This is a genomic window from Humibacter sp. (assembly GCF_035547335.1).
Classification (GTDB): domain Bacteria; phylum Actinomycetota; class Actinomycetes; order Actinomycetales; family Microbacteriaceae; genus Humibacter.
The window spans coordinates 16,388-42,610 of the sequence record NZ_DASZVF010000041.1 but is presented as its reverse complement, the minus strand read 5'-3'; the positions used below and the strand labels follow the sequence as shown (position 1 = coordinate 42,610).

The 26,223-nt window shown below is 66.0% G+C and carries 23 protein-coding genes, 3 tRNA genes and 1 pseudogene; 11 read left to right on the top strand and 16 right to left on the bottom strand.

Annotated elements, in window-relative coordinates; genetic code table 11:
- Positions 1–160: 160 nt before the first annotated feature.
- From VHB92_RS08805 to VHB92_RS08790, 4 genes are all read right to left on the bottom strand, one after another.
- The gene (locus VHB92_RS08805; RefSeq protein WP_325453374.1) at positions 161–1,048 is read right to left on the bottom strand and encodes a carbohydrate ABC transporter permease; all 888 of its coding nucleotides are present in this window, start codon (positions 1,046–1,048) and stop codon (positions 161–163) included.
- Positions 1,048–1,998 (bottom strand): sugar ABC transporter permease, encoded by a 951-nt coding sequence (locus VHB92_RS08800; protein WP_325453373.1) that lies wholly within the window; start codon positions 1,996–1,998, stop codon positions 1,048–1,050. The genes VHB92_RS08805 and VHB92_RS08800 overlap by 1 nt, the downstream gene beginning before the upstream one ends.
- Entirely contained in the window at positions 1,998–3,347 is a 1,350-nt protein-coding gene (locus VHB92_RS08795; RefSeq protein ID WP_325453372.1) for a sugar ABC transporter substrate-binding protein, read from the bottom strand. Before VHB92_RS08795 ends, VHB92_RS08800 begins: the two co-directional genes overlap by 1 nt.
- Positions 3,348–3,442: 95 nt before the next feature.
- Complete coding sequence (locus tag VHB92_RS08790; RefSeq protein WP_325453371.1) at positions 3,443–4,858, bottom strand: alpha-glucosidase/alpha-galactosidase; 1,416 nt, start codon at positions 4,856–4,858, stop codon at positions 3,443–3,445.
- Between the two features lie 89 nt (positions 4,859–4,947).
- Between VHB92_RS08790 and VHB92_RS08785 the strand changes: the two genes are divergently transcribed.
- From VHB92_RS08785 to VHB92_RS08770, 4 genes are all read left to right on the top strand, one after another.
- Positions 4,948–5,895: a helix-turn-helix domain-containing protein gene (locus VHB92_RS08785; protein WP_325453370.1), complete on the top strand. Its 948-nt coding sequence runs from the start codon at positions 4,948–4,950 to the stop codon at positions 5,893–5,895.
- A 279-nt stretch (positions 5,896–6,174) separates the two neighbouring features.
- Positions 6,175–6,247, top strand: a tRNA-Glu gene (locus VHB92_RS08780).
- A 105-nt stretch (positions 6,248–6,352) separates the two neighbouring features.
- Positions 6,353–6,426, top strand: a tRNA-Asp gene (locus VHB92_RS08775).
- Positions 6,427–6,495: 69 nt separating this feature from the next.
- Positions 6,496–6,568, top strand: a tRNA-Phe gene (locus VHB92_RS08770).
- A 66-nt stretch (positions 6,569–6,634) separates the two neighbouring features.
- On the opposite strand, the pseudogene VHB92_RS08765 reads toward VHB92_RS08770, so the two are convergent.
- Positions 6,635–6,937 (bottom strand): annotated as a pseudogene (locus VHB92_RS08765) (tyrosine-type recombinase/integrase); the annotation flags it as partial.
- A 126-nt stretch (positions 6,938–7,063) separates the two neighbouring features.
- Here VHB92_RS08765 and VHB92_RS08760 point away from each other — a divergent pair.
- A complete protein-coding gene (locus VHB92_RS08760) occupies positions 7,064–8,239 on the top strand; it encodes a low temperature requirement protein A (RefSeq protein WP_325453369.1) in 1,176 nt (391 codons plus the stop codon).
- A gap of 16 nt (positions 8,240–8,255) precedes the next feature.
- Here the strand turns inward: VHB92_RS08760 and VHB92_RS08755 are convergent, their stop codons facing one another.
- Complete coding sequence (locus tag VHB92_RS08755) at positions 8,256–9,566, bottom strand: cytochrome P450 (protein WP_325453388.1); 1,311 nt, start codon at positions 9,564–9,566, stop codon at positions 8,256–8,258.
- A gap of 240 nt (positions 9,567–9,806) precedes the next feature.
- On the opposite strand from VHB92_RS08755, the gene VHB92_RS08750 reads away from it, so the two are divergent.
- The gene (locus VHB92_RS08750; RefSeq protein WP_325453368.1) at positions 9,807–10,586 is read left to right on the top strand and encodes an enoyl-CoA hydratase-related protein; all 780 of its coding nucleotides are present in this window, start codon (positions 9,807–9,809) and stop codon (positions 10,584–10,586) included.
- 126 nt (positions 10,587–10,712) lie between these two features.
- Positions 10,713–11,708 carry a LacI family DNA-binding transcriptional regulator gene (locus VHB92_RS08745; RefSeq protein WP_325453367.1) on the top strand — a complete coding sequence of 332 codons (996 nt, stop codon included), beginning with the start codon at positions 10,713–10,715 and terminating at the stop codon, positions 11,706–11,708.
- Between the two features lie 42 nt (positions 11,709–11,750).
- Here VHB92_RS08745 and VHB92_RS08740 read toward each other — a convergent pair whose 3' ends face one another.
- The 8 genes from VHB92_RS08740 to VHB92_RS08705 form a co-directional block, all read right to left on the bottom strand.
- Entirely contained in the window at positions 11,751–12,164 is a 414-nt protein-coding gene (locus VHB92_RS08740) for an RbsD/FucU family protein (protein ID WP_325453366.1), read from the bottom strand.
- Entirely contained in the window at positions 12,161–13,237 is a 1,077-nt protein-coding gene (locus VHB92_RS08735) for an aldo/keto reductase (RefSeq protein WP_325453365.1), read from the bottom strand. The genes VHB92_RS08740 and VHB92_RS08735 overlap by 4 nt, the downstream gene beginning before the upstream one ends.
- A 133-nt stretch (positions 13,238–13,370) precedes the next feature.
- Positions 13,371–14,921 (bottom strand): alpha-L-fucosidase, encoded by a 1,551-nt coding sequence (locus VHB92_RS08730; RefSeq protein WP_325453364.1) that lies wholly within the window; start codon positions 14,919–14,921, stop codon positions 13,371–13,373.
- A 21-nt stretch (positions 14,922–14,942) separates the two neighbouring features.
- Positions 14,943–15,812 carry a carbohydrate ABC transporter permease gene (locus VHB92_RS08725; protein WP_325453363.1) on the bottom strand — a complete coding sequence of 290 codons (870 nt, stop codon included), beginning with the start codon at positions 15,810–15,812 and terminating at the stop codon, positions 14,943–14,945.
- A complete protein-coding gene (locus VHB92_RS08720; protein WP_325453362.1) occupies positions 15,805–16,641 on the bottom strand; it encodes a sugar ABC transporter permease in 837 nt (278 codons plus the stop codon). Before VHB92_RS08720 ends, VHB92_RS08725 begins: the two co-directional genes overlap by 8 nt.
- 143 nt (positions 16,642–16,784) lie before the next feature.
- Positions 16,785–18,059, bottom strand: a complete 1,275-nt coding sequence (locus tag VHB92_RS08715; protein WP_325453361.1) for an ABC transporter substrate-binding protein — start codon at positions 18,057–18,059, stop codon at positions 16,785–16,787.
- A gap of 102 nt (positions 18,060–18,161) precedes the next feature.
- The gene (locus tag VHB92_RS08710) at positions 18,162–19,139 is read right to left on the bottom strand and encodes a Gfo/Idh/MocA family oxidoreductase (protein ID WP_325453360.1); all 978 of its coding nucleotides are present in this window, start codon (positions 19,137–19,139) and stop codon (positions 18,162–18,164) included.
- Entirely contained in the window at positions 19,136–19,969 is an 834-nt protein-coding gene (locus tag VHB92_RS08705) for a sugar phosphate isomerase/epimerase family protein (protein WP_325453359.1), read from the bottom strand. The genes VHB92_RS08710 and VHB92_RS08705 overlap by 4 nt, the downstream gene beginning before the upstream one ends.
- A 67-nt stretch (positions 19,970–20,036) precedes the next feature.
- On the opposite strand from VHB92_RS08705, the gene VHB92_RS08700 reads away from it, so the two are divergent.
- The 3 genes from VHB92_RS08700 (at position 20,037) to VHB92_RS08690 (ending at position 22,691) form a co-directional block, all read left to right on the top strand.
- Positions 20,037–21,113 (top strand): LacI family DNA-binding transcriptional regulator, encoded by a 1,077-nt coding sequence (locus VHB92_RS08700; RefSeq protein ID WP_325453358.1) that lies wholly within the window; start codon positions 20,037–20,039, stop codon positions 21,111–21,113.
- The gene (locus tag VHB92_RS08695) at positions 21,110–21,832 is read left to right on the top strand and encodes an SDR family oxidoreductase (RefSeq protein ID WP_325453357.1); all 723 of its coding nucleotides are present in this window, start codon (positions 21,110–21,112) and stop codon (positions 21,830–21,832) included. Before VHB92_RS08700 ends, VHB92_RS08695 begins: the two co-directional genes overlap by 4 nt.
- Before the next feature lie 121 nt (positions 21,833–21,953).
- Positions 21,954–22,691: an SDR family NAD(P)-dependent oxidoreductase gene (locus VHB92_RS08690; RefSeq protein WP_325453356.1), complete on the top strand. Its 738-nt coding sequence runs from the start codon at positions 21,954–21,956 to the stop codon at positions 22,689–22,691.
- A gap of 194 nt (positions 22,692–22,885) precedes the next feature.
- Here VHB92_RS08690 and VHB92_RS08685 read toward each other — a convergent pair whose 3' ends face one another.
- Positions 22,886–23,299: a hypothetical protein gene (locus VHB92_RS08685; RefSeq protein ID WP_325453355.1), complete on the bottom strand. Its 414-nt coding sequence runs from the start codon at positions 23,297–23,299 to the stop codon at positions 22,886–22,888.
- A gap of 658 nt (positions 23,300–23,957) precedes the next feature.
- A complete protein-coding gene (locus VHB92_RS08680) occupies positions 23,958–24,677 on the bottom strand; it encodes a hypothetical protein (RefSeq protein ID WP_325453354.1) in 720 nt (239 codons plus the stop codon).
- A 500-nt stretch (positions 24,678–25,177) separates the two neighbouring features.
- On the opposite strand from VHB92_RS08680, the gene VHB92_RS08675 reads away from it, so the two are divergent.
- Positions 25,178–26,218, top strand: coding sequence for an NAD-dependent epimerase/dehydratase family protein (locus tag VHB92_RS08675; RefSeq protein ID WP_325453353.1), 1,041 nt, complete (start codon positions 25,178–25,180; stop codon positions 26,216–26,218).
- Positions 26,219–26,223: the final 5 nt, after the last annotated feature.

Sequence of the window (26,223 nt, the reverse complement as noted above, 5' to 3'; positions counted from 1 at the left end):
AGGGTTGCGGGATTCGGCTGGGGCCGCGTGGGGCGGCCGGCTCGAAGATCGGAGAACCGTGCCGACGCGCCGAGCCGTGCGGGAGGCATCCGGCGCGGCGCAGCGGATCTCCGATTTTCGAGCCGGTGCACCCGTCGCGTCCGGTCCCGGAATGCGCGAGCTACTTCAGCCCGGACTCCGCGATCCCCTGCACGAACTGCCGCTGGAAGATCAGGAACACGATGATGACCGGGATCATCGAGAGCAGTGTGACGGCCATGATCTGATCCCACGGATGCGAGTACGCGCCATTCAGGGAGTTCAATCCGACGGACATCGTGAACTTATCCGGCGTCTGCAGAGCGACAAGAGGCCAGATGAAGTCATTCCAGCGCCAGACGAACGTGAGGATCGTGAGCACCGCGATGAGCGGTCCGCTCATCGGCAGAACGACGCGGAGGAAGATGCGGAACTCGCTCGCCCCGTCCACCCTGGCCGCCTCGATCAGCTCGTCGGGGACGGCGATGAGGAACTGGCGGGCGATGAAGATGCAGATGCCCTGCGCAGCACTCGGCAGGATCACGGACCAGTAGGAGTTGACGAGCCCGAGCTTCGAGATGATCACGAATTCCGGAACGACGATCACCTGGATCGGCACCATGATCGTCAGGAGCATGAGCGCGAAGATGGCGTTCCTGCCACGGAACCGGTACTTCGCGAACGCGTATCCGGCGAGGAGGCTGATTGCCACCGACAGGACGACGCTCGCTACCGACGTGATGGTGGAGTTCAGCATCCAGAGTCCGATGGGCTGACTCTGGAAGACACGGGCGAAGACGCTGAGGTCGACGCGGGACGGCCAGAGCGCGAAACCCGATCCCTCTGCCAGTCCTCCGGGGCTGATGGCCGTGACGAACACCCAGTAGACCGGGAAGAACATCACGAGGGCCCCGATCACGAGCAGCGCCCAGACCACCCACTTCCCGACGGCACGGCGCGTGTTGCCTGGGCGTGCCGGCCGCGTGCCGCCCCTCGTCGGGATCGTCTTCTGCGCTGTGTACGCGGTCATCACAGTTCCTCCGTTCGCCTCGACAGCCGATTGCGCAACAGCGTGAGCACGAGAAGCGCGACCACGAGGAACACGCCGACGGCCGAGGCGTATCCCATCCGTCCGTCGGTGAATGCGGATCGGAAGATGTACTGGATGAGCACCGTAGTCGAGAAGCCTGGGCCTCCGCCGGTCATGACGTAGATCACGTCGAAGGCCTGCAGCGAGAACACGATGTTGAGCACGACGAGCATGTACGTGGTCGGGTTCAGAAGAGGCCAGGTGATCGAGGTGAAGCGTCGCCACGTGCCGGCGCCGTCGATCTGCGCGGCCTCCAGTAGCGACGGGTTGATCCCCTGAAGCGCGGCCAGGTACGTGACCATGCAGAAGCCGATGCGTCCCCACACCACGGCGAGGATCACGGTCAGCATGGCCCAGCTGGGCGAGCTCAGCCAGTCGATCCGCGGAAGGCCGACCACCTGGAGGAAGGCGTCCACGATGCCGTTGTCGCTGTTGAACATCCAGACCATGACGAGCGAGACGGCCACGCCGGAGACGACCATGGGCAGGAAGTACAGGCTCCGGATGATGCCTCTTCCCGGCAGCTTCCGGTTCAGCATCACGGCGAGCAGCAGACCGATGGCGGTGCTGGTGGGCACTGTGCCGACGGTGAAGATGACCGTGTTCCACACGCTCGTCCAGAACAACGGCGTGGTGAACATCGTCTGGTAGTTCTGGGTGCCGACCCACGTTCCGTCGCCGAAGAGCTGCACGTCCTGAAAACTCAGGATCACTGCGGCAATGATCGGCGCGAAGGCGAACAACGCGAACAGGATGAGGCTCGGGCTGATGAACGCCCAGGGCGCGAACCGAGCCTGGCGTCTCCTGCGACTGCGACCGCTCAGCGGTGCGACCGCCTTGCTGCGGCCCGCTCGAGCCTCACCCGCCTGAGGCGTGAGTGCGCTCGTCATCACGCCGCGCTCTTGATTCCGTCTGAGATGTTCTTCGCCGTCTCCTTCGGCGTCTGGCTGCCGATGAAGCACAGGTCGAGCTGGTCGGCGAGCACCTGGTTGATGGATGCGAAGTTCGGTGACGTCTCCACCTTGGCCATCGCAGAGGGAACGGTCTTCGCCTGCTTGCTGAACAGCGACATCTGCTCCGAGTTGGAGGCGAACTCGAGCTGCTCGTCCATGAGCGACGTTCTCACCGGGAGGAAGAGGTCGGTCTCACAGAAGTACTTCATGTTCGCCTGGTCGCAGACGAACTGGATGAAGTCAGCCGCGACGGCGGGATTCTTGGAGTTGCGAGAGACCGACAGCAGGTTTCCGCCGAGGTCGGAAGCGGCCGAGACATCCTTCGGCATGTAGGTGATGTTCCACTTCTCCTGCGGAAGCCCCTTGCCGATCTCGGCCATGATCCAGTCGCCGAAGAGCATCAGTCCGACCTGTCCGCTGGTGAAGGTGTTCTCGACCGCGGCTGTCGTGGACCCTTTGATCGTGTTCGACTTCGGGATCAGGCCCTCTGTATACAGCTGCTGGAACCAGGCGATCGCCTCGATGCCCTCAGTGGAGTCGATCGCGGGAGTCTTGCCATCGTCCTCCATCAGCTTTCCGCCGTGCATGTAGAGGAACGGGAGCCAGCGATACGCGGTGTTGACGCCCTCGAAGCCGTACGCGACAGCGGCCTTTCCCGTCGCCTTCTTGACCTCTCGAGCGACGTCGAGGAACTCGTCCCAGCTCCACGCCGCATCCAGGCTGTCCGGGATCTTCGCCCCGACCGTCTGCATGATCTCGGTGCGGTAGTACGTGCCGAACGTGTCGGTGTGCTGAGGGATGCCGTGCACTTTCCCGTTCAGCTGCGCAGCGCTCCAGAACGTCTCGCCGAAGCCCTTGCCGTAGTCCTTCTTCAGGTAGTCGTCGAGCGGGATGAATCCGCCGTTCTTCGCCCATCGTCCGATCTGCTGCCAGGTGTTGCGGATGATGTCGGGCGCGTTGCCACCCGCGAGTTGCGTGCTCAGGTACTGGTTGAAGTCGCCGTTGGGTGTGACCTGCACCTTGATGTTCACGCCCGGGTGCGTCTTCTTGTACGCGGCCGCGAACTTCTTGTACGCCACGAGGTCGGCCGGGATGTTCCAGGTCGTCATCACGAGGTCGGCCTTCGTGTCAGGACCGACACTGCTCGAACCCGACGAGGTGCCGGTCGAGGAGCATGAGGCCAACGCGGGGACGAGAGCCATCCCGCCGATAGCCGTTGCGGCGTACCGCAGCGCTGTGCGCCGTGAGATCATCCTGTCGTCGTTGGGCGCGAATGGTGATGGCATAGCAAACTCCTTTGTTCATCGATGACACATTGGGGGGGTGCGATCCGCCCTGGGGGTGCTGCTGCGTTGACGCCGGGCTGGGGATCGCTCGGCTGTCAGGCCGCAGTCTCGACGCGTCGCGCGTCCTCCGCCGACAGTCGCAGCGCCTCGGGGAGCAGGTCGGCGTGAGCGAGGAGCAACTCGTCCGTCATGGCGTGGATCTCGTCGAGCGTGAGGAGGGCCGCTGTCAGAGGGTCGAGGGCGACGGCGTGGTACACGTTCTCGCGGTCGCCCACGAGCGCAGCCCGCACCGCAAGCGTCTGCACGCCGATGTTCGTGCGGTTGACGGCGGCGAGCTGAGGAGGCAGATCCCCGACCGATGTGGGCTGCACACCGTTCTTGTCGACAAGGCAGGGCACCTCGACGCACGCGTCATCCGGAAGATTGGTGATGAGGGATGAGTTGGGCACGTTCCCGTAGATCACGCTCGGCACACCCGTGACGAGCGAGTTCACGATGGTCGCCCCGTACTCCACCGAAGGCGCGAGCTCGTCCTTCAGCTTCTGCAGCTGCTGGTCGATGTCGCCCTGCTCGTCATGGGAGGAGCAGATCTCGAAGTAGTCCCATCGCTGAGGGATGAAGTCGGTGACGAGATCCGGGTTCTTGCGGAAGTAGGGCAGGTACTCGGATGCGTGATGGCTGGACTCCGTTTGGAAGTAGCCGAAGGTGTCCATGATCGAGGTGCGGACCTGTTCGTTTCCGCCCTCGTAATTGCTCGCCACCTCGGCGGCCTCGCTGTGGTCTCCGTCGTCCGTGAGCAATCCCTGTGCTCCACGTCCTCGCAGGTGGAGCCTGGTCATGGTCTCGCGCAGCCGGGGGTAGAGATCCTCGCCGTTGCGCTCGAACTTGAGGATCCATGCCTGATGGTTGATCCCTGCCGAGACGTAGTTCACTTCGTCATACGGAACACCGAGCGTTCGGGCGAGCATCCGCGTCGTGCCCTGCACGCTGTGGCACAGTCCGACCGTGCGAAGGCCTTTGGCGTTGAGGAAGGCAGTCGCCATCGCCATCGGGTTCGCATAGTTGATGAACTGGGCGTTGGGGCAAAGCTCGAGCGCGTCCCGCGCGATGGCCTCATAGGCACCCACGGACCTGAGGAACCGGAACACGCCGCCGGGGCCGACCGTGTCGCCGACGGTCTGGTCCACGCCGTATCGCCGTGGGATCTCGACGTCGTGCCGGTAGGACTCGATTCCGCCCACCTGAAACGTGATGATGACCACGTCGGCGTCGGACAGTGCTTCGCGTCGATCCGTCGTCTCATCGATCTGGATGTCGAACCCGTGGTGGGACGCCAGTTCACGTGCGGCAGCCGCCACTCGCGAGACGCGGTCCGCGTTGATGTCCATGAGACAGAGGCGGCCGTCGCGCAGGGCGGGAAAGCTCATCAGGTCGCCGATGAGGCGGAACGGAAAGACGAAGCCCCCGGCTCCGATGATGGTGATCTTGGGCTTGGCTGCGTTCTCAGGCATATCAGTACGGTAGGAAGCCGCAAGTGCACGAGGCTTCTCGATCGCAAGGCAGCATTTCCAGGATCTTCAGGTGCGCTTATCGTGAGCACATGCGCCAAAGACGACCCAGCCCGATTACCCCCGCTTCACAGGTCGTGGTGGAAGACCCCGCGATCTGGGCGCGCCGCGGACCTGCCCCTCAGATGCCGCAGTCGCACCGCCACGACGACCTCGAGTTGAACTACGTCGTTCAAGGTCGGCTGAAATACCTCTTCGGCGGCGACCGCCTGCTCGTCGAGGCGGGCGAGATCGCGCTGTTCTGGGCATCCACGCCGCATCGCCTGATCGATGACGAGACGGCGCCAGCCGGCAAGAACTACTGGGTGCACATCCCGCTGTCGACGGTGTTCAGCTGGGGCTTGCCGGCCGAGCACCTTCGGGAGCTGCTGAAGAGCAGGCCGATCGTGCTGCCCGTTGAGGCGACCGGACGTGAAGTCGAACCCATGTTCTCGTCGTGGGTCACGGACCTGACCGGCGGCGCGACGGAGCAGTGCGCGCTTCTCGAGATCCAAGCTCTCGTGCAGCGCCTCTTGTTCTACTTCTTGGAGCACGGCCACGAGCCGCAGCCCGAAGCCCGCGCCAGCCATCCCAACAACGACGGGATGCAGCACATCGTCGAGATGGCCCAGTACACCGTGGCGAACTTCCGATCCGACATCACGCCGGCCGACATCGCGAAGGCCACTCACCTCAACCCGAACTACGCGATGACGCTGTTCCGCGAGACCGTCGGAACGACCCTCGGCGCGTACCTGACCCGTTGCCGCATGGCCGAAGCGCAACGCCTGCTGCTCACCACAGGTATGACGACGAGCGAGATCGCGCACGCAGCCGGATTCGGTTCGCAGAGCAGCTTCTACGCCCACTTCACGCGCTCGTGCCAGGTGTCCCCGAGCGCCTACCGGCACGGGGCGCGCGGCGAGAACCACCTTCAGGACGCGTACACCGACGGGCACAGGACCGTTTGCCTGCCGTCGTCCGAGCCCGTCGCATCCTGAGCCGATCGGATGCTCCGCAGCAGTCGCATCCTCGGTACGTCTCTACTTGCCTGGACCAGTCGCTTCCTCAGCGGTCGGGACATCCGAAAATCGGAGGATCGCGCCGACACGCCCGCGCTCATGGGCCACAGTCGGCGCGCCACGGCAGATCTCCTATTCTTATGCGCCGAAGCACGACTCGCCGGCGCACGATCGCGTCCCCGCCGTACCTCTCGGTTTGGCAATCGCGGAGGCCTCCTCTAAGCTTGTCCCTCGGTAGTCAACGCCGTGAGCGCGGACGGCCCCATCGTTTAGTGGCCTAGGACGCCGCCCTTTCACGGCGGTAGCACGGGTTCGAATCCCGTTGGGGTCACAGGCGATTGAGGTGAGGACGGAAGGCTTGCTTTCCGGCTGACCGATTGAGTCTGGTGAGCAACGCGGTCCGGAGCTCGACTACACTGATAACTGAAAATCACAAGGCCCTGTAGCGCAGTTGGTTAGCGTGCCGCCCTGTCACGGCGGAGGTCGCGGGTTCAAGTCCCGTCAGGGTCGCGGTGGAGAAGCCCTTCTTTATGGAGGGCTTCTTTTCCAGTGGGCATCCTTCCTTGTGCCGGATGCCTCGGCTCTGTAGCTCAGTTGGTAGAGCGTTCGACTGAAAATCGAAAGGTCACCGGATCGATGCCGGTCGGAGCCACTAGAAAAGCCCCCGGTCAACCGGGGGTTTTCTCGTTTCCAAGGACACTTTCGATCCTGGGAATGACTACTTTGCCCACACTTTGCCCACATCTGCAGCGGCTGCTCCGGCATCGAGTGCGGTAGCCACTGATTCCAGGTCGTCATCGAACAGGTCAGGGTGGACATCAAGAGTCATCGCCGCCGACGCGTGTCCCAGCATCCGCTGCACGGCTTTCACGTTCGCGCCGGCCGAGATCGCCAAGCTCGCGGCGGTGTGCCGAAGGTCGTGAATGGTGAGCTGAGGAAACTCCGGATCCCGCTCACGACAGGCCTCAGCAGCGACCGCGAACTGACGGCGCCGGAAGTTCCCGCTGCGCAGCACGCCGCCGTCCGGCCAGAAAATCGAAAGGTCACCGAATCACAGCTGCTATCCCGCCTGGGACATGTTCAAGTCGGCGGGAAGGATCATCATCGTGACGGAGTGGCGGGCCGCTGTTACCGGCATGATGGCCCCGTGGAGACCCACGACCCGAAGCCCCACCGCCACGACCCTGAGGCGTCGCAGGCGAACTGGATGGAGCTGTTCTTCGATCTCCTCTTCGTCGCGCTGATCGGGCAGCTCGCCGAGGGGCTGCGCACGCACGCCACGTTCACCGAGCTCGGCATCTTCGTGGCGCTGTTCGCCTCGGTGTGGTGGACGTGGGTGAACCTGACGTTCACGTCCAACATCCAGACGGGACTCTCCCGGCGGGCGATGGCCGGCTTCGTGCTGGCGGCGATGGCCGGCGTCGGGGTGCTCGCAGTGGCCGCGCCCGAGGCGGTCGGGGAGCTCGCGTGGCTGTTCGCCATCGGCAATGCCGCCGTACGTGCCGTGCTCCTGGCGCTGTGGGTGCGCCGCAGCTGGGCGACCGGCCTGGCAGCGCGCATCCGGCTGCTCACCTACAACGGCGGCACCGCCATCCTCTGGCTGGTCTCCGCGTTCCTGCCCTCCCCCGTCGACTACGTGCTGTGGGCGGTGGCCATCCTCATCGAGATCGTGCTGCTCGTCGTGACGGCGCCGAGCATGCTCGAGCGGTTCCGGAGCGTCAACGTCGACCATCTGGCCGAGCGGTTCGGCACGCTGGTGATCATCACCCTGGGTGAGTGCGTGCTGTCCATCGTGACGACGCTGTCCGATGAACCCAACCCGCTGTCCGCGGTGGTTGCGGGAATGGGTCTGGTGATCACGGCGGGGCTGGCGTGGATCCTCTTCATCTACGGGGTCGACGCGATGCGGTCGGGCCTGGAGAAGCTCGTTACCGAGAAGGATTCGCGCGGCATCGTCGATACCTTCGCGTTTCTGCCGTTCCTGCTGGTTGCCGGCATCATGGCGCTCGCAGGAGCGCTGTCGGTCGCCATCCGCGAGCCGATGCTGACCCTGCCTCCCGCGTCGGCCGTATCCCTCGGCGCCGGCGTAGCGCTCGTCTACACGGCGAACGCGATCATCTCGGCGCGGTACGGCACGGATGCTCGCAACGTCGTACGGTGGGCGGCTCCCGCGATCATCCTGCCGGCCGCCGTCATCCCGCTCGCGCTGACCGCTCCTGCGATCTACGCGGCGGCGGGGATGACGCTGGTGCTGATCGTCATCGTGCTGCTCACCGAGACACGGGCGCGAACGACGGCGCGAACCAAGAAGTCTGCCGCCTGAGGCGACGCCCAGGCGGTCACGCCGAAAGGCCACCCGGACAGGTGGTACGCGCGAAACTGCCATCCGTTCGGCGCATGGGGCGCACCACGAGGCTGTCGACGGTATGGATCGCCTCGTTGAATCCGAATTGCGGCTCGCTCAGCTCCACGTTGGGAAGTCGGCGCAGCAGCTGTTGAAGGAGAGCCTTGATCTGAGCCCGGGCGAGCGCGGCTCCGAGGCAGTAGTGCACTCCACCCCCGCCGAAGGCGATGTGGTGATTCGGCTGACGCGTGAGATCGAGGTCGTGAGGTTCGGGGAAGAGCGTCTCGTCGCGGTTGCCGGAGCAGTAGAAGAGGGCGACCTTGTCGCCCGCCGCGAGCCGCTGTCCGTCGAGTTCGATGTCGTCCGTCGCCGTTCTCGCAAAGCTGAGCACCGGGGATCCATAACGGATGAGCTCGTCGAACGCCACGTCGAAACGGGCATCGAAGTCGGCCGACAGCCACGCGCGCTGTTCGGGAAAGCCCTGCAACGCGAGGAACGACAGCGTGGTGGCCTGCACTGTCGTGTCATCCCCCGCCGTGATGAGCAGGATCATCGTGGAGTAGATCTCGTCGTCGCTCAACGGCCGCTCATCGATGTGCCCATAAACGAGCGCCGTGATGAGGTCGTCGTGCGACTCGAGCCTGCGCTCCCGGCAGAGCCGATCGCAGAGGTCTCGTAGGTATTCGCCCTGGGCGGCGACGAATTCGGTGACGGATATGCCGGACGGATCGGCGGAGATGCGGGTGCGGACGTAGCTTCCCGCGAGCTCGACGAATCGCTCGTGTTCGGAATCGGGGACGCCGATCAGGTCGGCGATCGTGTGCAGCGGCATCTTCGAGGCGATCGCGTCGACGAAGTCGAACTCCTCCTGCATGGCCGCCCGGCCCACGATCTGTACCGCACGATGGTCGATGGCCCGCTGAAGACGAGCGATGGTGCGGGGAGTGAACGCGCTGCCGACGAGGTGCCGATAGTCCGAGTGGCGCGGCGGATCCGTCACGAGCATGTTCGCGGCGAGCCGGAAGGGAGCGGGCCGCACGCTCACCTGGCCGATCTCGGAACTGAACAGCTGGGGATGCCGACTGATGAAGGAGATCGTCTCCGCCGTGGCCGCCGCCCAGAAGCCGGCCTCTCGAAAGCGCTTGGGAAGCCCCGGCGTCTGCAGCGGTGGATGCCAACTGATCGGCGCCTGCCGACGGAGCCGGTGGAATGCTTCGTCACGGGCGCGGAAACCCTGCTGCCAGAAGTCGATCGAAGAGATGTCGACATCCGTGGTGAACGAATGCGGGGTTCTGAAGTAGGACATCTGTGTCACGGCCGGCTCTCGATTCGCCGCTTCGCGGGCGTTCAGCGGTGACGCCAGTCTGCCGCAGTGTCCAGGCGCTCGGGGCGCCTTCTCGGCGCGACGAACATAACGATGGCGCTGGAGCGGGCTTTCGGGCGCCAGAGCGACGCTCGCGATCACCCCCACGAGCCCTGGTCGAGAGCCCACGTCGGCCCCTCAGCGCGCGTGTCACACTGACACCAACGAGCGAGGAGGCGCGCGATGGACAAGATCACGGTGGAGCGGCGCGGAAACGTGGTGCTGATCGGCATCAACAGGCCTGAGCGGGACAACCGTTTCGATCCGGATGCCTACTACGGCCTGGCCTCGGCGTACTACGACTACGACAACGACCCGGAGCTGCGAGCAGCCGTCGTGTACGGCCACGGCCGTTCGCTGTCGCGCGGCATCGATGTGGATGCCTTCAACGCGCTCGCGCAGTCCGGCAAGAACTTCGAGCTGACAGAGAAGATGGAGGACCCGTTCTTCAAGACCGGCCACCTCACCAAGCCCCTCGTGTTCGTGGCACACGGCGACACCTGGAACATGGGCCACGAGCTGTTCCTCACCGCGGACATCCGCGTTGCCAGTCGCGACGTGGAGTTCGGGCAGGATGAGACCACTCACGCGCGCTTTCCGGGCGGCGGCGGCACCATCCGATTCCCGCGCGAGGCCGGGTGGGCACGGGCGATGCGCTACATCCTGACGGGCGAGCACTGGGGTGCCGACGACGCGAAGGCGATGGGCCTCGTGCAGTACGTCGAAGCCGACCGCGAGTCCGCCATCGCGCGAGGGATCGAGGTGGCTGAGCGGATCGCGGCCTGCGGGCCGCTCGGCATCCGCACGGCCCTCGAATCGGCGCACCTCGCGATCGACGACTCCGAGGCTGCGGCGTTCGCCAGGCTCGATGAGCAGTACGCCGCGCTGTACCGCACGGAGGACTTCCTCGAGGGACGCGCGGCCGAGGCAGAGGGCCGCCCGCCCGTCTACGTCGGCAGGTAGCGGCCGTCGCCGGCTCCGCGGCATCCCGCACGAAACGATTCGCTCTCAGCCGATCCTCGGTATGCTGGCCGAACGAATCGTAGCCGTCGTGGTGTGCGGGTCTCAGGAGTGCGGAAAGACGAGGCGATGGCGACCTACAAGGACATCCAGCGGGCCACCGGACTCTCGTTGGCCACGATCTCGAAGTACTTCAATGGGCGCAACGTTCTCGACGCGAATCGCGAGGCCATCGAGTCAGCGGCTCGTGAGCTGGACTTCCGGCCGAACCAGTTCGCCCGCACGCTGCGCTCGCGGCGCTCCCGCACGGTCGGGGTGCTGCTGCCTGCGCTCGACAACGACTTCCACCTCACGATCATCGCCGGTGTGGAGGAGGCGCTGCGGCCTCGCGGCATCAGCGTCATCGTGGCGGCCAGCCCTGATCCTCGCGATGAGACCGTCGACCTGCTGATGAGCAGGATGGTGGACGGCATCGTCGCGGTCACCGCACCCCACGACGTTCCCGCGCTGCGCGAGGCGGCCAAGCAGGTTCCCGTAGTGATGGTCGACTGGTACGTCGACGACATCCAGGCCGACGGCGTCTTCCTGGACAACGCGGCCGCCGGGGCGATGGGCGCGCAGCACCTCCTCGACCACGGCCACCGCCGCATCGGCCTGGTCGGCGGCGACCCCACGATCTCCTCGATGCGGCTGCGCCATCAGGGTTTCGAGCAGGCGCTGTCAGCGGATGGCGTGGACGTCGATCCGACGCTGCAGCGGCTGGTGCCGCTGACCGTCGACGCGGGGCACCAGGCCGCTCAGGAGCTGCTTGCGCTCCGCCCCCGGCCGACCGCGATCTTCACCACGAACTACGAGCTGACGCTCGGCACCGTGATCGCCCTGAACGACTCCGGTCTGCGCATCGGAAAGGACATCTCCGTCGTCGGATTCGACGGCCGCGAGCTCGCCCACGCGCTGGCGCCCAAGCTCACCGTCATCGTTCAGCCGACCAGGAGGATCGCCACGCACGCGGCCCGGCTCATTGCCGACCACATCGAGACGCATCCGGAACGACCGGAACCGACGATCGAGTACCTGCCGGCGCAGCTCATCCCCGGCGCATCCGTGGTGCGGCTCGACGAGTAGCCGCCGCGCTCCAGTGCAGACCGACCTCAACGTAGACCGCGCTCAGCGCAGTCCGATGGTGAGCAGCAGGTTGCCGTAGAGCCGTTCGTCTCCGGTGGCCACGACCACCCCGGTGTCGGGCGAACGCACCCGGTCGTAGAAGGCGAACCGCTCGACGCGCTCGATCGGAACATCCGGGCCGAGCATGCGCGCGTACTCCTCCTGCGCCGGCGCGTGCACGCCAGGCGGCGTCTGCATGAGCGTCGCCGCCTCGATGTTCACGGTCGTCAGCACGGCCTCGAGCACGGTCGTGACATCGAGCAGGCCGGGGCGCAGGTTGAGGTGGATGACGCGCGCCCCCGGTGCAGTCGCGGTCAGGTACGGGTAGTTGCCGTCGGCGATGAGGATGCCGGAGCCGTGCCCGGACGAGGCGAGGGCCTCGAGGAGCTCGGGGTGGACGAGGGGTCCGGTGATCACGCGCTCACCTCCACTGCCGTGCGGTCGGCTGCTGCGCGGTCGGCTGCTGCGCGGTCGGCCAGGTAGCCGTCCCAGCCCGGGATCGTGCCGTCGACATCCCACAGCTCCAGCCAGCTCGCCGCGCCCGGCCACAGGAACACCTGGCCTTTCACGAGCCGGTTGTTCCGCTCGGTCGACCGCAGTTCCTCGAGCTCCGCCGGGGTCAGCGGATCCTCCACGACGGCGCGCAGATTGGCGACGTACTGGCTCTCCTTGACCGAGAACGGAATCGGGATTTGACCGCGCTGAACCGCCCACTTCAGGCAGATCAGCGCGGGATGCACTCCGTGCGCCTCAGCGATCGAGACGACGACCGGATGCTCCATGTCGGAGACGTCGTCCGACGTGCGGTCGCGCTCTGGACGAGACGGCGACCCGAGCGGCGAGTACCCGACCGGCTGGATGCCGTGGTCGAGGCAGAACCGGAACAGCTCCGGCTGCTGGAAGCACGGATGCAGCTCCATCTCGTTCAGCGCGGGGGCGATGCGGGCATCCGAAAGGATGGCGGTCAGCTTGGGGATGGTCACGTTGGACGTTCCGAGGTGGCGGATGATGCCCTCGTCGACGAGGCTCTCCAGCTCGCGCCACAGGGCCATGTACTCCTCGTGGATGTACGGCCTCGCCGCCGGATCGCGGTCGGCCGCATCGGCGAACGGCGCGTGGTGGTTCGGGAACGGCCAGTGCACGAAGACGGCGTCGAGCACGTCGAGGCGCAGATCGCGAAGCGACCGGAGAACCGACTCCCGTGCCGCGCGCGGCTCGTGCGCGTTGTTCCACACCTTCGTCATGACGAACAGTTCGTCGCGAGGTACGCCGCCCGTGATCGCCTCCTCGAGCACCACACCGACCTCGGCCTCGTTCCCGTACACCGACGCGCAGTCGATGAGCCGGTATCCGGCACGGATCGCGCCGCGAACCGCAGCGGCCACCTCGTCGGCCGCGTAGTGATCGGAGCCGAAGGTCCCCATGCCGATGCCGGGCATCACGGCGCCGCTCGCCAGGCGACGGGTCGGTACGTTGTCGATCTTGTTCATGTGGTTCTCCGTTTCATTCGGAAGCGAGCGGATGCGTCGGACAGACGCGTGGCCTCGCGCCGGGGCCGTCTCCTCGACGACGTCGGCGGCGGTGCCGGTGCCCGCGCCGGTGCGGTCAGCGTGCGGTTCCGCGCTAGATGCCCAGGCCGTGGAAGAAGTCGATGCGCTTCTCGGGGGCCGCAGGCTCCAGCTCGATCCGCACGACGGCGCCCGCGGTTCCTCGGGTCTCCTGCTCGGGGAGCACGACCTCGAGGTGCGACTCGGTGCGCTCCCACTCGGGGGTCTCGCTCGAGCCGAGCACACGGACATCCACGATCGGCCGGTCGAGGAGCCGGCTCCCGGAACCGAAGCTGCGGATGCGCATGCGTCCGTCTTCCGGGCGCACCAACCCGATCGCGTACACGTACCGGTGCCCGACCTCGAGCATGGTCGTGAAGCGGATGTCCTCCTCCGTGTACACCGGCGCGACCGCGTCGGTGAATGATCCGCCGCTCGGCGACGTCGGGCCCTCGCCGAACACGGCCCAGGGCGTCGACCCGTAGATCGCCTCGCCGTGAACGGCGAGCCACTCGCCGACCGCCTCCAGCAGAGCGACCTCTTCCTCAGGGATCGTCCCGTCGGGTCGAGGCCCGATGTTCAGGAGCAGGTTGCCGTTCTTCGACACGACGTCGACGAGCTCCTGCACGAGCTCCGTCGCATCCTTGTAGTCGTGTCCCTCGACCCAGCTCCACGAGGTGCGTGACACCGACGTGTCGTTCTGCCACACATCCGAGCGGATGCCGCTCATCGTGCCGCGCTCCACGTCGAGCACCGCAGACCCCGGCGCGAACGACTCCCACTTGTAGTTGATGACGACCTCGCGTCCCCACTCGGCGGCCCGGTTGTAGTAGTACGCCGCGAGACGTCGGATGTAGGGCTCGAACGACGGCTCCTCGATGCCGGTGTCGAAGTACAGGATCTGCGGGCGATAGGAGTCGATGATCTCCACCGTGCGCAGGAGCCAGTCCTCCAGGAACCGCTCCGTCGGCGTCATCTCCTTGCGCAGCGCCGGCCCGTAGAGATCGGCGTACGCCGGGTCGCGCACATCCGAGTCGAATTCGAGGCCGCGGTTCATGAAGAACCAGTGCTCGGCCCGGTGCGTCGACGCGCCTGCGACCAGCCATGACCGGTCGACCTCCGCGAGCAGATCGCCCATCACGTCGCGTTGCGGGCCGATCTCGGTGACCTTCCAGCGGGAGCGCGCGGTGTCGTACATGGTGTAGCCGTCGTGATGCTCGGCGACCGGGACGACGAACTGCGCTCCCGCGCGCTTGAACAACGCGACCCACTCCTGCGGGTCGAAGCGCTCCATGCGGAAGTGCGGGAGGAAGTCCTTGTACCCGAAGCGGTCGTGCGGCCCGTACGTCTGCACGTGGTGCTCGAAGGTGGGCGTGCCGCGCCGGTACATGGTGCGCGGGTACCACTCGTTGCCGAACGCGGGAACCGAGAACGCTCCCCAGTGCAGGAAGATGCCGAACTTGGCGTCGCGGTACCACTGCGGAACGCGGTACCGGGACAGCGATTCCCACGTGGCGTCGTACGGGCCGTCCGCGATGACGCTGTCGACCATGGCCAGCGCTTCACGGTTGTCGGACACGTCGACGGGCGCCGGCAGCGTCGAGGGGTCAAGCGGTTCGAGGGTCATACTGCTCCGTCTGCTCGAAGGTCAACGGCCGCCGAAGGCGCCGGCGCCGATCGCGGCGACCAACTGCCTCTGGGCGAACGCGATCACGATCACCACGGGGGCGATCGTCATCACACACGCGGCCATGAGCAGCTGCCACTGCGTTCCGGTCTGGGTGGTGAATCCGGCGATTCCGATCGGGATGGTCCACTTGTCGGAGCTGTTGAGGATGATCAGCGGCCACAGGAAGCTGTTCCAGCTGCCCAGGAACGCGAAGATCGCCAGCACCGACAGAGCGGGCCGAACCAGCGGGATGATCACGCCGGTGAAGATGCGCCAGGTGGATGCCCCGTCGAGCCGGGCGGCCTCCTCCAGCTCGCCCGGGATCTGGAGCATGAACTGCCGGAGCAGGAACGCTCCGAAGGCACCGAACAGGCCGGGCAGGATGAGCGCGACCCAGGTGTCGGTGAGCCGTACCTGGTCGAAGCCGAGGAACAGCGGCACGACCGCGACCTCGCTCGGCAGCGTCAGCGTGATGACGAACAGCAGGAACACGGCGTTGCGCCCCGGGAACCGCAGTCGCGCGAAGGCGAACGCCGTGAGGGATGCCACGACGAGCGTGAGCACCGTGGAGATCGCGGCCACCAGCAGGCTGTTCAGGAGCAGGCGGCCGAAGTCGACCTGGGTCCAGGCATCCACGAAGTTGGACCAGAGCACCTTCGAGCCGATGAAGCTGATGTGGGTGCCGAACACCTCGTCCGCTGGTTTCAGCGCGGTGAAGAACGTCCAGATCAGCGGGAACGAGAACACGACGGCGAAGGCCCAGGCGACCGTACTGTTGGCGGCGATGCCGACCGGACGCATCCGTCGCCGCCATCCGGACCCGGAGGCCGCGCGCTGGTCGTCAGTCATAGTGCACCCACTTCCTCTGTCCCCAGAGCTGGAACAGGGTGAAGATCGCGATGATCACGAAGAGCACGGTGGCGATGGCCGACGCGTACCCGAGCTGGTTGTTGGTGAAGGCGGTCTGGTACAGGTACAGCATGATCGTCATCGTGCTGTTGCCAGGGCCGCCTCCGGTGATCACGTAGGCCTGCGCGAACGTCTGCCAGGCCCCGATCACGGTCAGGACGGTCGTGAAGAACAGGGCGGGGCTGACCAGGGGCAGTGTGATCGAGAAGAAGCGGCGGAACCGGCCGGCCCCGTCGATGCGCGAGGCGGCGATGACGTCGGGGCTGATCGAGTCGATTCCGGCACCGAGCACGATCATGTTGTAGCCGAACGACTGCCAGAGCGAGACGCCGATCACCGTCGCCAGGGCCCAGTTGCCGTCGCTCAGCCATGGGACTGGACCGATGCCGATGGCAGCGAGTCCCTCGTTGACGGCGCCGTCCTTCTGGAAGAGCAGCCGGAAGACCGCAGCGTTGGCGACCATGGGTGAGAGCGCCGGAATCAGGAAGATCACGCGAAGCCAGTTGCGTCCCGCGATGCGCGTCTTCAGCCACAAGGCCATGGCCATCGAGATCGCGATGTTCGCGGGCACGTACACCAGCACGAAGATCGCCGTGACGAGCACGCTGTTGAGGAACTGAGGATCGCGGAAGAGCCGCACGAAGTTCTCGGTGCCCGTGAACTGCGTTCCGCCGAGCAGCGTCGAGTTGGAGAACCCCAGGATGAGCGAAGCGACCTGAGGGATGACGATGAACACCGCCAGCCCGATCAGCCCGGGGAGCACGAACACCCATCCCACCCAGCGGGGACCCCCGAAGGGCCGGCGGCGAAGCCAGCCCCTCGGGGTCCCCGGGCGGCCCCCCGGCCGACTCCCCGACTGGCTCAGGGGCCGGCCGGGAAGTCCGGCCTTCGCGCGGTCGAGACCGGCTGACGTCATTGCCCGAGGCCAGCCTTCACCTGCTGCAGAACCTCGGCGACGGTGCTCTTGCCGGAGAACGCGTTCACCTCGTACTGCGTGAGGAGAGTGTCGAGTTGAGCCTGGTTCGCCGGCACAGGAGACGGCGTCGCGTCGCCGGTCATCTGCTTGATGACTGAAGCGAACGCCGGAGATCCGACATTCTTCGACCACGCGTCCAGCGCATCCAGCCGAGCCGGAACGGATGCCTGTGACTTCGTCACGTACTCCAGTCCGCTCTTGCTGGTCATGGCCTCGATCGCCTCGAACGCCTTCTGCTTGTCGCCGCACGTCTTCGTGATACCGAAGCCCGAGCCGCCGATGAAGCCCTTGGATTTGCCGTTCTGGCTTGGGATCACGGCGATGCCGACGTTGTCCTTGCCGAGCGTCTGCTGTTCATGCTGCAGGTCCCACAAGCCCTGCATCTCCATGGCCGCCTGGCCGGTGCTGAACGCATCGATGTCGGGGAACGAGCCACCCGCGGCCGCCTCGAGCGGCTTCGCGACCTTGTACTTGTTTGAAAGGTCGACGAGGAACTGCAGCGCGTTGCGGAAGTTCGGGTCGTCGAGCTTCGCACCGTTCTTATCCGCCCAAGGGTGGCCATCGGCCGCCATGAGGGTGCTGATGGGGTTCGACGCCTGGGGGATCGCGAACCCGTACACACCGTTCCGTGTGGTCGCCTTCGCTGCCGCGATGAAGTCGTCGATCGTCCAGTTGAGGCCGGGGTCGGCGACGCCGGCATCCTTGAACATCTTCTTGTTGTAGAGAATCACGGTCGGCCCGGCGTTGAACGGAATGGAGTACAGCTTGCCGTCGACGCTCAGCTGCTCGAGCATCGCCGAGCTGTAGGCCTTCAGGTCGACCTTGTTCTTCTGCGCTAGATCGTCCAGCGGCTCCAACCCCTGCACGTATTGGCCGACTCGGCCATTCTGAAACGTGACCAGGCAGGGCGCGCTACTACTCTTCATCACGGTCGGGAGCTTGGTGTAGTAGTCGTTGATCGGCGGGCCGGAGAAGCTCACCGACATCTTCGGGTCTGCGTGCTTTCCCCCGGCGATGTAGTCGGTCCACTGCTGCTTGTCGGCCTTGCCGCCGATCCACGTGTACATCTTGAGCGTGTTGCCGGAGAGGCCGGACGTCGAGCTACCGCCGCCTCCGGAACACGCCGTGAGACCGAGCGCCAGTGCGCCGGCCGTGAGGATGGACAGGGCGATGCGGCCCCGCACCCTTGACTTCGTCCATCGTGCCTTCATGAACTCCTCCTTGAGCGCTAAGCGAAACGTTACGTGCTTGGTAGATAGTAGGGAAACCAGATCGAATGAGTCAATATCAGCGAGGCAGAGCTAAACGTTTTGTTATCTCTGCTCGTCGAGGAGCGACTTCGCGAGGATGGTCTCGGCGACCGTCATGGTCTTGAGCGCGTCGCCGAAGTGCGACGACGGCAGCCGGCGCGATCGCACCGCCGCGATGAATTCGGCGCTCTTGGCCAGGAAGCCGCCCCGCACATGCAGCTCCGGCGCGCCGGCCACCTCGGCGGCATCGAGCTCCTGGACGCCGTCCGGACCCCAGATGACACCGCCGACCTCCAGGTCGCCTTCCGCCATGATCCCCGGCGCATGGATCTCGACACCGAACGTGCGGCGACCGCTCGTCCAGCTGGTGATCATGACGCCGACGGCCCCGGTGTCGAACTCGAGCGTCGCGGTGATGAAGTTGAGATCGTCCACGAGCACCCGCCGCGTCACCTCGGCGACCGAGACCACCTCGCCGCCGCAGAGGTGGCGGAGCGTGTCGATGACGTGCACGCCGTCATCCATCATGCGGTCGCGCGCCGACTCCATGGGCGTGGGGTCGTTCTTGTAGAACCTGCACACGGCGTGCACGACGTCGCCGCGTTCGCGGACGCGGTCGAGCATGCGCTCCAGCAGCGGAGAGGAACGACGCTGGAATCCGACCTGCGTGATGCAGCCGTTCTCCTCGGCCAGCCGGGCCAGCGTGCGTGCCTGATGCAGGGTAAGCCCGAGCGGCTTCTCGACGAAGAGGTCGAGCCCCCGCCGCAGGCAGTCGCACCAGATGCCGTACATCAGCTCCGGCGGACCGATCACGTAGACCGCGTCGGGGTGGGTCTCGTTCACCATCTGCGTCCAGTCGTCGAACAGGGCGGAGACGCCCCATCGTTCTCCCGTCTCACGCCGGCGCTCCTCGGAGAGGTCGCAGATACCGACGATCTCGACATCCGGCAGCGCCGTCAGCGACGGGTAGTGCACGAGGTTCGCCATCTGACCGGCGCCGATCACGGCGACGCGCACGGGCGACGGCTCCATCCCGCTCATCGCGTGGCTCCTGCACGGTGCTGGGCGCTCTCGTACAGACCCTGCGCGTAGTCGAGGTCCGTGCTTACCTTCGCCACGAGGTCGCGCTCATCGGTGTACTCCGCCGTCAGACAGATCGGGCCGTCGTAGTGGTGCGCAGCAAGGTAGTCGAGGGCGCGCCCCCACTGCGCGAGGCCGTTGCGGGCATCCGTGAACACCGGCTCCCACACCGGATCGCCGTGATCGGATGCCGCGTCGCCGACGCGCTCCAGGTACGCGCTCTTGAGATTGACGATGCCGAGCCACGGCCAGAGCAGCTCGAGGCCGTTCTCCGGCCACTTGTGGGCGAGCGCGTCATGCGCCGCGTCCCAAATCGCCGCGATGGCCCGCGGATCGTAGTCGCGCAGCAGCGCGTAGAGCTCGGAGGAGTCGGCGATGTAGTCGTCGTAGTGAGGCTGAACCGCGACCCGCACGCCGAACCGCTCGGCGCGCGCCGTCAGTCCGTCGAGCGTTCGGCGGATCTCGTCGCCGGTGGCCGTGTATCCGGAAGGCCCGACCGGCACCATGATGCGGATGAACGGCACGCCGGCCTCCGCGCAGGCCGCGAACGTCGCCTCGTCGGTGCCCGACGCGATGCTCGTGACGCCGATGCCCGCGTGGGCGAGCCGGCGCACGGCATCCGGCAGAGCGGTTGCCACCTCGTCCGGCGTCACCTGATAGCCGGGCCGCACGGGCAGCTCGACCGCGTTGAACCCCATGCCAGACACCAGTTCGCCGAGAGTACCGATCGACGGCTCCCGCCATGGCTTGGTGAAGACACTCCACGTTGTCGTCGGATGATCGTGCGCCATAGAGTGCGACTCCTCGTTCTATCGTTGAAAACTCGTGCAACGATACAGTAGTTCGTGCAACGATACAGTGGTCCGAGCAGCGGGATACGCGCAGCGAGTCCGGATCGATCAGGAACAGGGGTGCACCATCGCGACCATCAAGGATGTCGCCAAGGCGGCCGGGGTCTCCCCATCGACCGTGTCCAACCTGCTCAATGCGCGCGAGCACCTCATGCATCCCGACACCAGGCGCCGTGTTCTCGAGGCGATGGAGGCGCTCTCCTACAAACCGAGCCGGATCGCGCAACAGCTGCGCGGCGCACCGAATCCCACCCTGGGGCTCATCGTGCCGTCGGTGGCCAACCCGTTCTGGGGGTCGTGGGCTGCCGAGCTCGAGACCGCCAGTCACGCGCGCGGGCGGCAGATCTATCTCTGCAACAGCCAGCGCGACCCCGAACGGGAGCGCACGTATGTCGAGCAGCTCTGGGCCGACGGCGTCGAGCACATCGTGCTCTCCACGTCGCTGCCGTCGCTCGATCACCTGAGGCCCGCGATGGATGCCGGGGTGCAGATCATCGCGTTCGACCGCGAGCAGCAGGAGACCGACCCTCCTGAGCTGCTGAACGTCAGCGTCGACAACGAGGGCGGCACGTGGCTGGCCACCCGTCACCTCCTCGAACGGGGGCACCGGCGCATCGCCTTCGTCTCCGGTGCGATCCGCACGGTCAGCCGTCGTCGTCGGCTCGCCGGCTATCAAAGAGCGCTGGCCGAAAACGGCATCCCTCTCGATGACGATCTCGTGCCCGCGTCCCCCGACCTCGGCGATGCCGACAGCGGGACTCTGGCACGCCGGGCGGTCGACGCGCTTCTCGCTCTCGACGATCCGCCCACCGCGCTGGTGGCCGTCAACGACATGTTCGCCCTCGGCGCGGGCGCCGCACTCCGAGAGGCGGGACGCCCTGACATCGCGATCATCGGCTTCGACGACATCCCGATCGGCAGCCTGGTCTCGCCAGCACTGACGACCGTGCGGCAACCGCTGCGCGAGATGGCGGAAGCGATCGTCGCCCTCGCGACCGAGCCGAGCGACGCCGAACAACGCTACCCGCTCGTCTTCCCACCCACCCTGGTGGTGCGCGCATCCACTCCGAGGAGAACCACATGACCCTTGCCGATCTCAAAGTGCTCGTGGCCGGCGCCACGGGCGGCGTGGGCCGGGCCGTCGCACTGCGTGCCGCAGCGGACGGCGCGACGGTGCAGCTCATCGGCCGCGACGAGGGCCGGCTCGAAGCGCTGCGGGCCGAGATCGCGGCAACGGGCGCGAGCGCCTATGCGGCGGTGGCGGATGCGACGTCCGCGCAGCAGGTTCACGACGCCGTGGCGTCTTTGCATCGCCAGGCGGGCGGCATCGACGTTCTCGTGAACTCCGTCGGGGTCAATCTCAAGGGCCGCCGGCTGGACCAACTCGATGCGGAGGGATGGCGCTCCGTCGTGGACGGCAACCTCACGTCGGCATTCCACCTCACCCAGGCCGTGCTCCCCGGGTTCCGCGAACGGCGTGCGGGCCTGCTGATCCACATCTCCTCGGTGTCCGCCTTCGTCGCCGACCTCTCTGGCGCCGCGTACCAGGCGAGCAAGGCGGGACTAGAGGCACTCGCTCGCGCGACGGCCCTCGAGACCCGAGGCGACGGCATCCGCGTGACGACGATCTCACCGGGGCTCATCGACACCGCCTTCATGCGGCACCGACCCGTCGCTCCATCGCCAGAAGAGTTGGCGAACGCGCTGCAGGCGGAAGACGTCGCAGAGATGTGCGTGGCGGTCATGCGACTGCCCGCGCGGGCGACCGTGACCGAAATCGTCATGCGACCGACCAGCCAGTGAGCTCGATCGCCCGTCGTCATCGCCCGATGCTGTGCCCACCGAACCACTGCGCCGACTGAACCACAGCGCCGACTGGACCACTGCGCCCACTGACCACTGCGCCCACCGAAACGGAGACACCATGACCACGCCATCGACCGACCGCACAGCTCTCGTCACGGGCGGCGCCACAGGCATCGGGCTGGGCATCGCCGAAGCGTTCCTGCGGGAGGGTACGCGCGTGGCGATCACGAGGAACGCCTCTCCCGTGCCGGATGCGCTCGCCGATCGGGTGGTCGCGGAACGCATGGATGCCACCGACAGCGCCGAGGTGACCGAGACGGTCGCACGGCTCGCACACGCGCTCGGCGGTCGCATAGACGTTTTGGTCAACAACGCGGGAGGCCTCGTCGCCCGTCGCGCGACCGACGGCATGGATGACGAGCACTGGCACCACGTCATCGATCTCAATCTCTCCAGCGTGTTCTACGTCGTGCGCGCCGCCTTGCCGTTCATGGCCGAAGGCGGCCGGATCGTCAACATCTCCTCACTCGCCGCCCACAACGGCGGCGGAGCGGGAGCAGCGGCCTACGCCGCCGCGAAGGCGGGCGTCGAGGGCTTCACGCGAGCGCTCGCGAAAGAGCTCGGACCGCGAGGCATCGCGGTCTCAGCGGTCGCGCCGGGCCTCATTCTCGAAACACCGTTCCACGAGCGCTTCACCCCGCAGGCCGATCAGCAGGCGACCATCGCCGCCACACCGCTCAGGCGGGCCGGCACGCCGGCGGACGTCGCCGCGACGACGCTGTACCTCGCATCGGATGCCGGCGGGTTCGCCTCGGGCACCGTCGTCGCGGTCAATGGGGCGGCAGCGTTCCACTGAGGCGGCGTACCGGCGCAGCATGACTCCATCAAGACGGCGATTCAACCGTCTTATCTGGCAACCGGGCGCAGTAGAGCCCGCCATCCAGTCCGGCTCGAAATCCAGCCTGACCCAAACTAGAGTCGTGAAAGGCAGCGCCGGCTGCGCCTGAGAGGGCAGGCATTCCGAAGTGCGTTCGCCTTGTAGTGTGGGCTTCAATCTCCCGGGCAAGGTATCGTAGGCGCACCGCTCACGGAGTCGTTCACAGAGAAGCTCCCGGTTGCATTGATTGAGAAGTCGGCACTGCGCGGGATGGACAATTCGGCGCCGATAGGACAGGCCTCATTGTTGGTCAGCCACTCGACGTGGAGAACGCCATCAATGAAAGACAGACGCTGGACCACCGAGTGCTCCTGCTGGTCGATCGAACCGAGATCGATAGAGCCGATGAGACCTAGTTGCGAGTTGTAAAGGCCGATAACATCTGGCCAGCCGGCACCACCCGCGGTACATAGGAAAACCACAGCGACGATCCCTTTCGCATCATCTGTAGTCGCCCCGGAAGCATATAGGGGGCTACTCGGAGTCCCAGCGAGGACCGTTTGACCATTCAGGTCGGGGTCGTCCACCGGGAGCGATCCGTTCACTAGCTTCCCGGCCGGTCGCGTGCACATTGCCGGCGCCATAATCGACTGCAGGTCTGCAGGCGAAATATCTGGAGCGGCGGGCGGCGCCGTCGTTGGAGCACTTGCGCCAGCCCGGGCCGAATGGGACGGGGAATTCCGCCCCACATGCGCCAATTGGCCGGTCCCCGAGCAGCCAAATAGCAGCGCCCCGCCAGAACGAATGAGAAGCCGAGAACAACGGTTCGACGCATATCCGTACCCCCAAGTCTTGCGAGGGTCATCCTGCCACCGATCGGAACGTCGCCCTTCGCTTCTCGGATATATCGGTTGATCGCGCCGGAAAGCGATATTTCGGCTACTGCCCTTAAGCGATCGTGAGGTGGCTCGCGAGGTTCGGTATCTCTGCCGTCGGCAGGGGCAGCCGAAGAGGAATCCGTTCCCGTGCGGCCACAAAGCCGAACAGAAACACCGGCACAGATCGAACCAGATCCAGGACAGGGTAGGGCCAGACCAGCGGACGATGTCGAACGGATCTGGCAGCCGTCGTCCTAATGAAGCCGGGCATTATTGCGATTGCCCACCTTATCGTTGCCGTATCCAATGTGCTCGCGGCCGTCTTCGAGACCCGGGCTCCATCGGCGTGCAACGCTCACAATTCTGATTAGAGCTTCCCGAGGAGTGCAGTTGCCGCGGCGATCAGTCCACCGCTGATGACTCCCGCCGCCGTATTATTCGCAAGATCGGCGACCCACCTAACAGTTCGCTTCACCCACGGATCATCGAGGTTCCTAGCATCAACGGCCATTGACAACATCTCGGCTGCCTCTTCAAGTTGTTGGGCAAGTTCTCCAGCCTGGCGCATTGATTCGCGGTGAAGACTGAGAGCCAGCTTGCTGACGTCTCGTTCGATCACGGTCCACTCGTACGTGATCGCCCCGTTGTTGACAAGATGGCCGTCGCCGAGATGCGTCGGCCCGTTGAAGGTGATTGACTTCGGTTCCTCCGGTGCGCGCGGAGTCCAACGTTCGTACGAGTCAGGGGTCAACGCGACACTCTTGGGCAGAGTAAAGAGAAAGATTGCGTCTCGAACGTAGTTGTTGTTGAGCACGTTCAGCCAGCCCCGCCGTCTCAGGTACTCAAGCAGGCGGAGAACTTCAGCGAACGACAATTCTGTTGACGGCCAGAACGTTGAGGCGAGGGTAATAGACCGATCTGGGCCACCGCAGTTGTCTCGAAGAGCCGTAAGCAGCCTATCCGCCAGATCATCGCGCACCTCCTCTGGCAGTGAGGTGCTCAGGTAGGCGAGATAGCGCCGAGTTGCGAACACTGCGTACACCGCGATGCCCGCGAGTAGCAGAAGCCAGCAGACCCAATTCCACACCGAGCTATTCACTCTTCGTCCTCCAGCAGTTCGCCCTGGATGAAACACTCGCCTGACGTCGACCAATAGGACCTTGCACGTGTCGTCGACCATTCATAGTCCCGTTGATGAGGCGGAATGAGGAACGGGACAGCGTTGTGGGACAGGGAACCGAGGAGTTAAGTGGGAGTCGCTTTCGCTCATGTCCCCTCTGATTCGACTGTGCGCCGAAGTATGGAGCCCTTGCACTATATCGGGGCCTTGTACGCATTCGGGTGGCAGGTTGCCGCATCGCTGGCGACACCATCCCGTGCACTCGCGGCTAGAGTGACGCACGCGGAACGCCAGCGCGCGTCACCGAAGCTGCACACGCGAGCGGGCGGACACCGAAGCCGTGAGGCGCGGCGTCCGCCCGTTCGCTTCACGAGCCGAGGCCGGATGACATTCGGCACCCGGTCGGCCGTGCGACGCGCGAAGCGAACAGTCCGGCCGCATCGCCTAACACCTGAGGTCGGAGAACCATGCGAGTCGTCATCACCGGTGGAACGGGATTCCTGGGCACCGCCCTCGCCGAGGAACTGCTTCGGCGCGGGCGGCTCGCCGGCGGGGGTGAGAGCCCGGAGCCCATCGACGAGATCGTGCTCGCCGACGCGTCACAACCGAGGGAGGGCAGCCCCGCCGACCCGACCGTCTCCTTCGTGCAGGGCGACCTGAGCGACGACCGGTTCGTCGCCGACCTGTTCGGCGGGTCGGACGCGCTCACCGTGTTCCATCTGGCGGCGGTGGTCAGCGCACAGGCGGAGCAGGACTTCGACCTCGCCCTGCGCGTCAATCTCGAATCGGTTCGCGGCATCCTGGAGGCGCTGCGACACCGCGCCGGCCCCGCGCGCTTCGTGTCGACCAGCTCTGTCGCGGTCTTCGGCTCCGACATCGGCGAGATCGGGCGAGAGGATGCGCCGCTGCGCCCGGAGTCCACGTACGGGATGACGAAGGCCGTGCTCGAGCTGCTCACCAGCGAGTACTCGCGAAAGGGCTACCTCGACGGACGCATCGCGCGCCTGCCCACCGTGATCATCCGCCCGGGAGCGGCCAATGCGGCTGCCTCGTCCGCGGCGAGCGCCGTCTTTCGCGAGCCGCTGGCGGGGCGGGACTACGTGCTTCCGCTGCCTGAGACGACGACGATCGCGGTCGCCGGCGTGGATTCGGTGATCGCCGGCATCCTCGCCCTGCACGATCTGCCGTCGGAGCGGCTCGGGCTGAACCGGATCGTCACGCTGCCGAGCAGATCCGTCTCGTTCGCGGACATGATCGCGACGCTGCGGGCCGAGTCCGACGGTCGCCGGCTGGGTCGCATCACCGTCGAGCCCGACGCCGCGATCAGGCGGATCGTGGAGTCCTGGCCCGCTGTGCTCGAATCGCGCCGCGCGGAACAGCTCGGCATCCCGGATGCCGACGAGCTGCCCGTTATCGTGCGGCAGTACCTGGCACGGACGGGGTCGCCGTCCGCACCGACGACGCGGACGCCATCGACGTCGACGTCAGGGCCGCACGGCGCGATCTAGTCGCC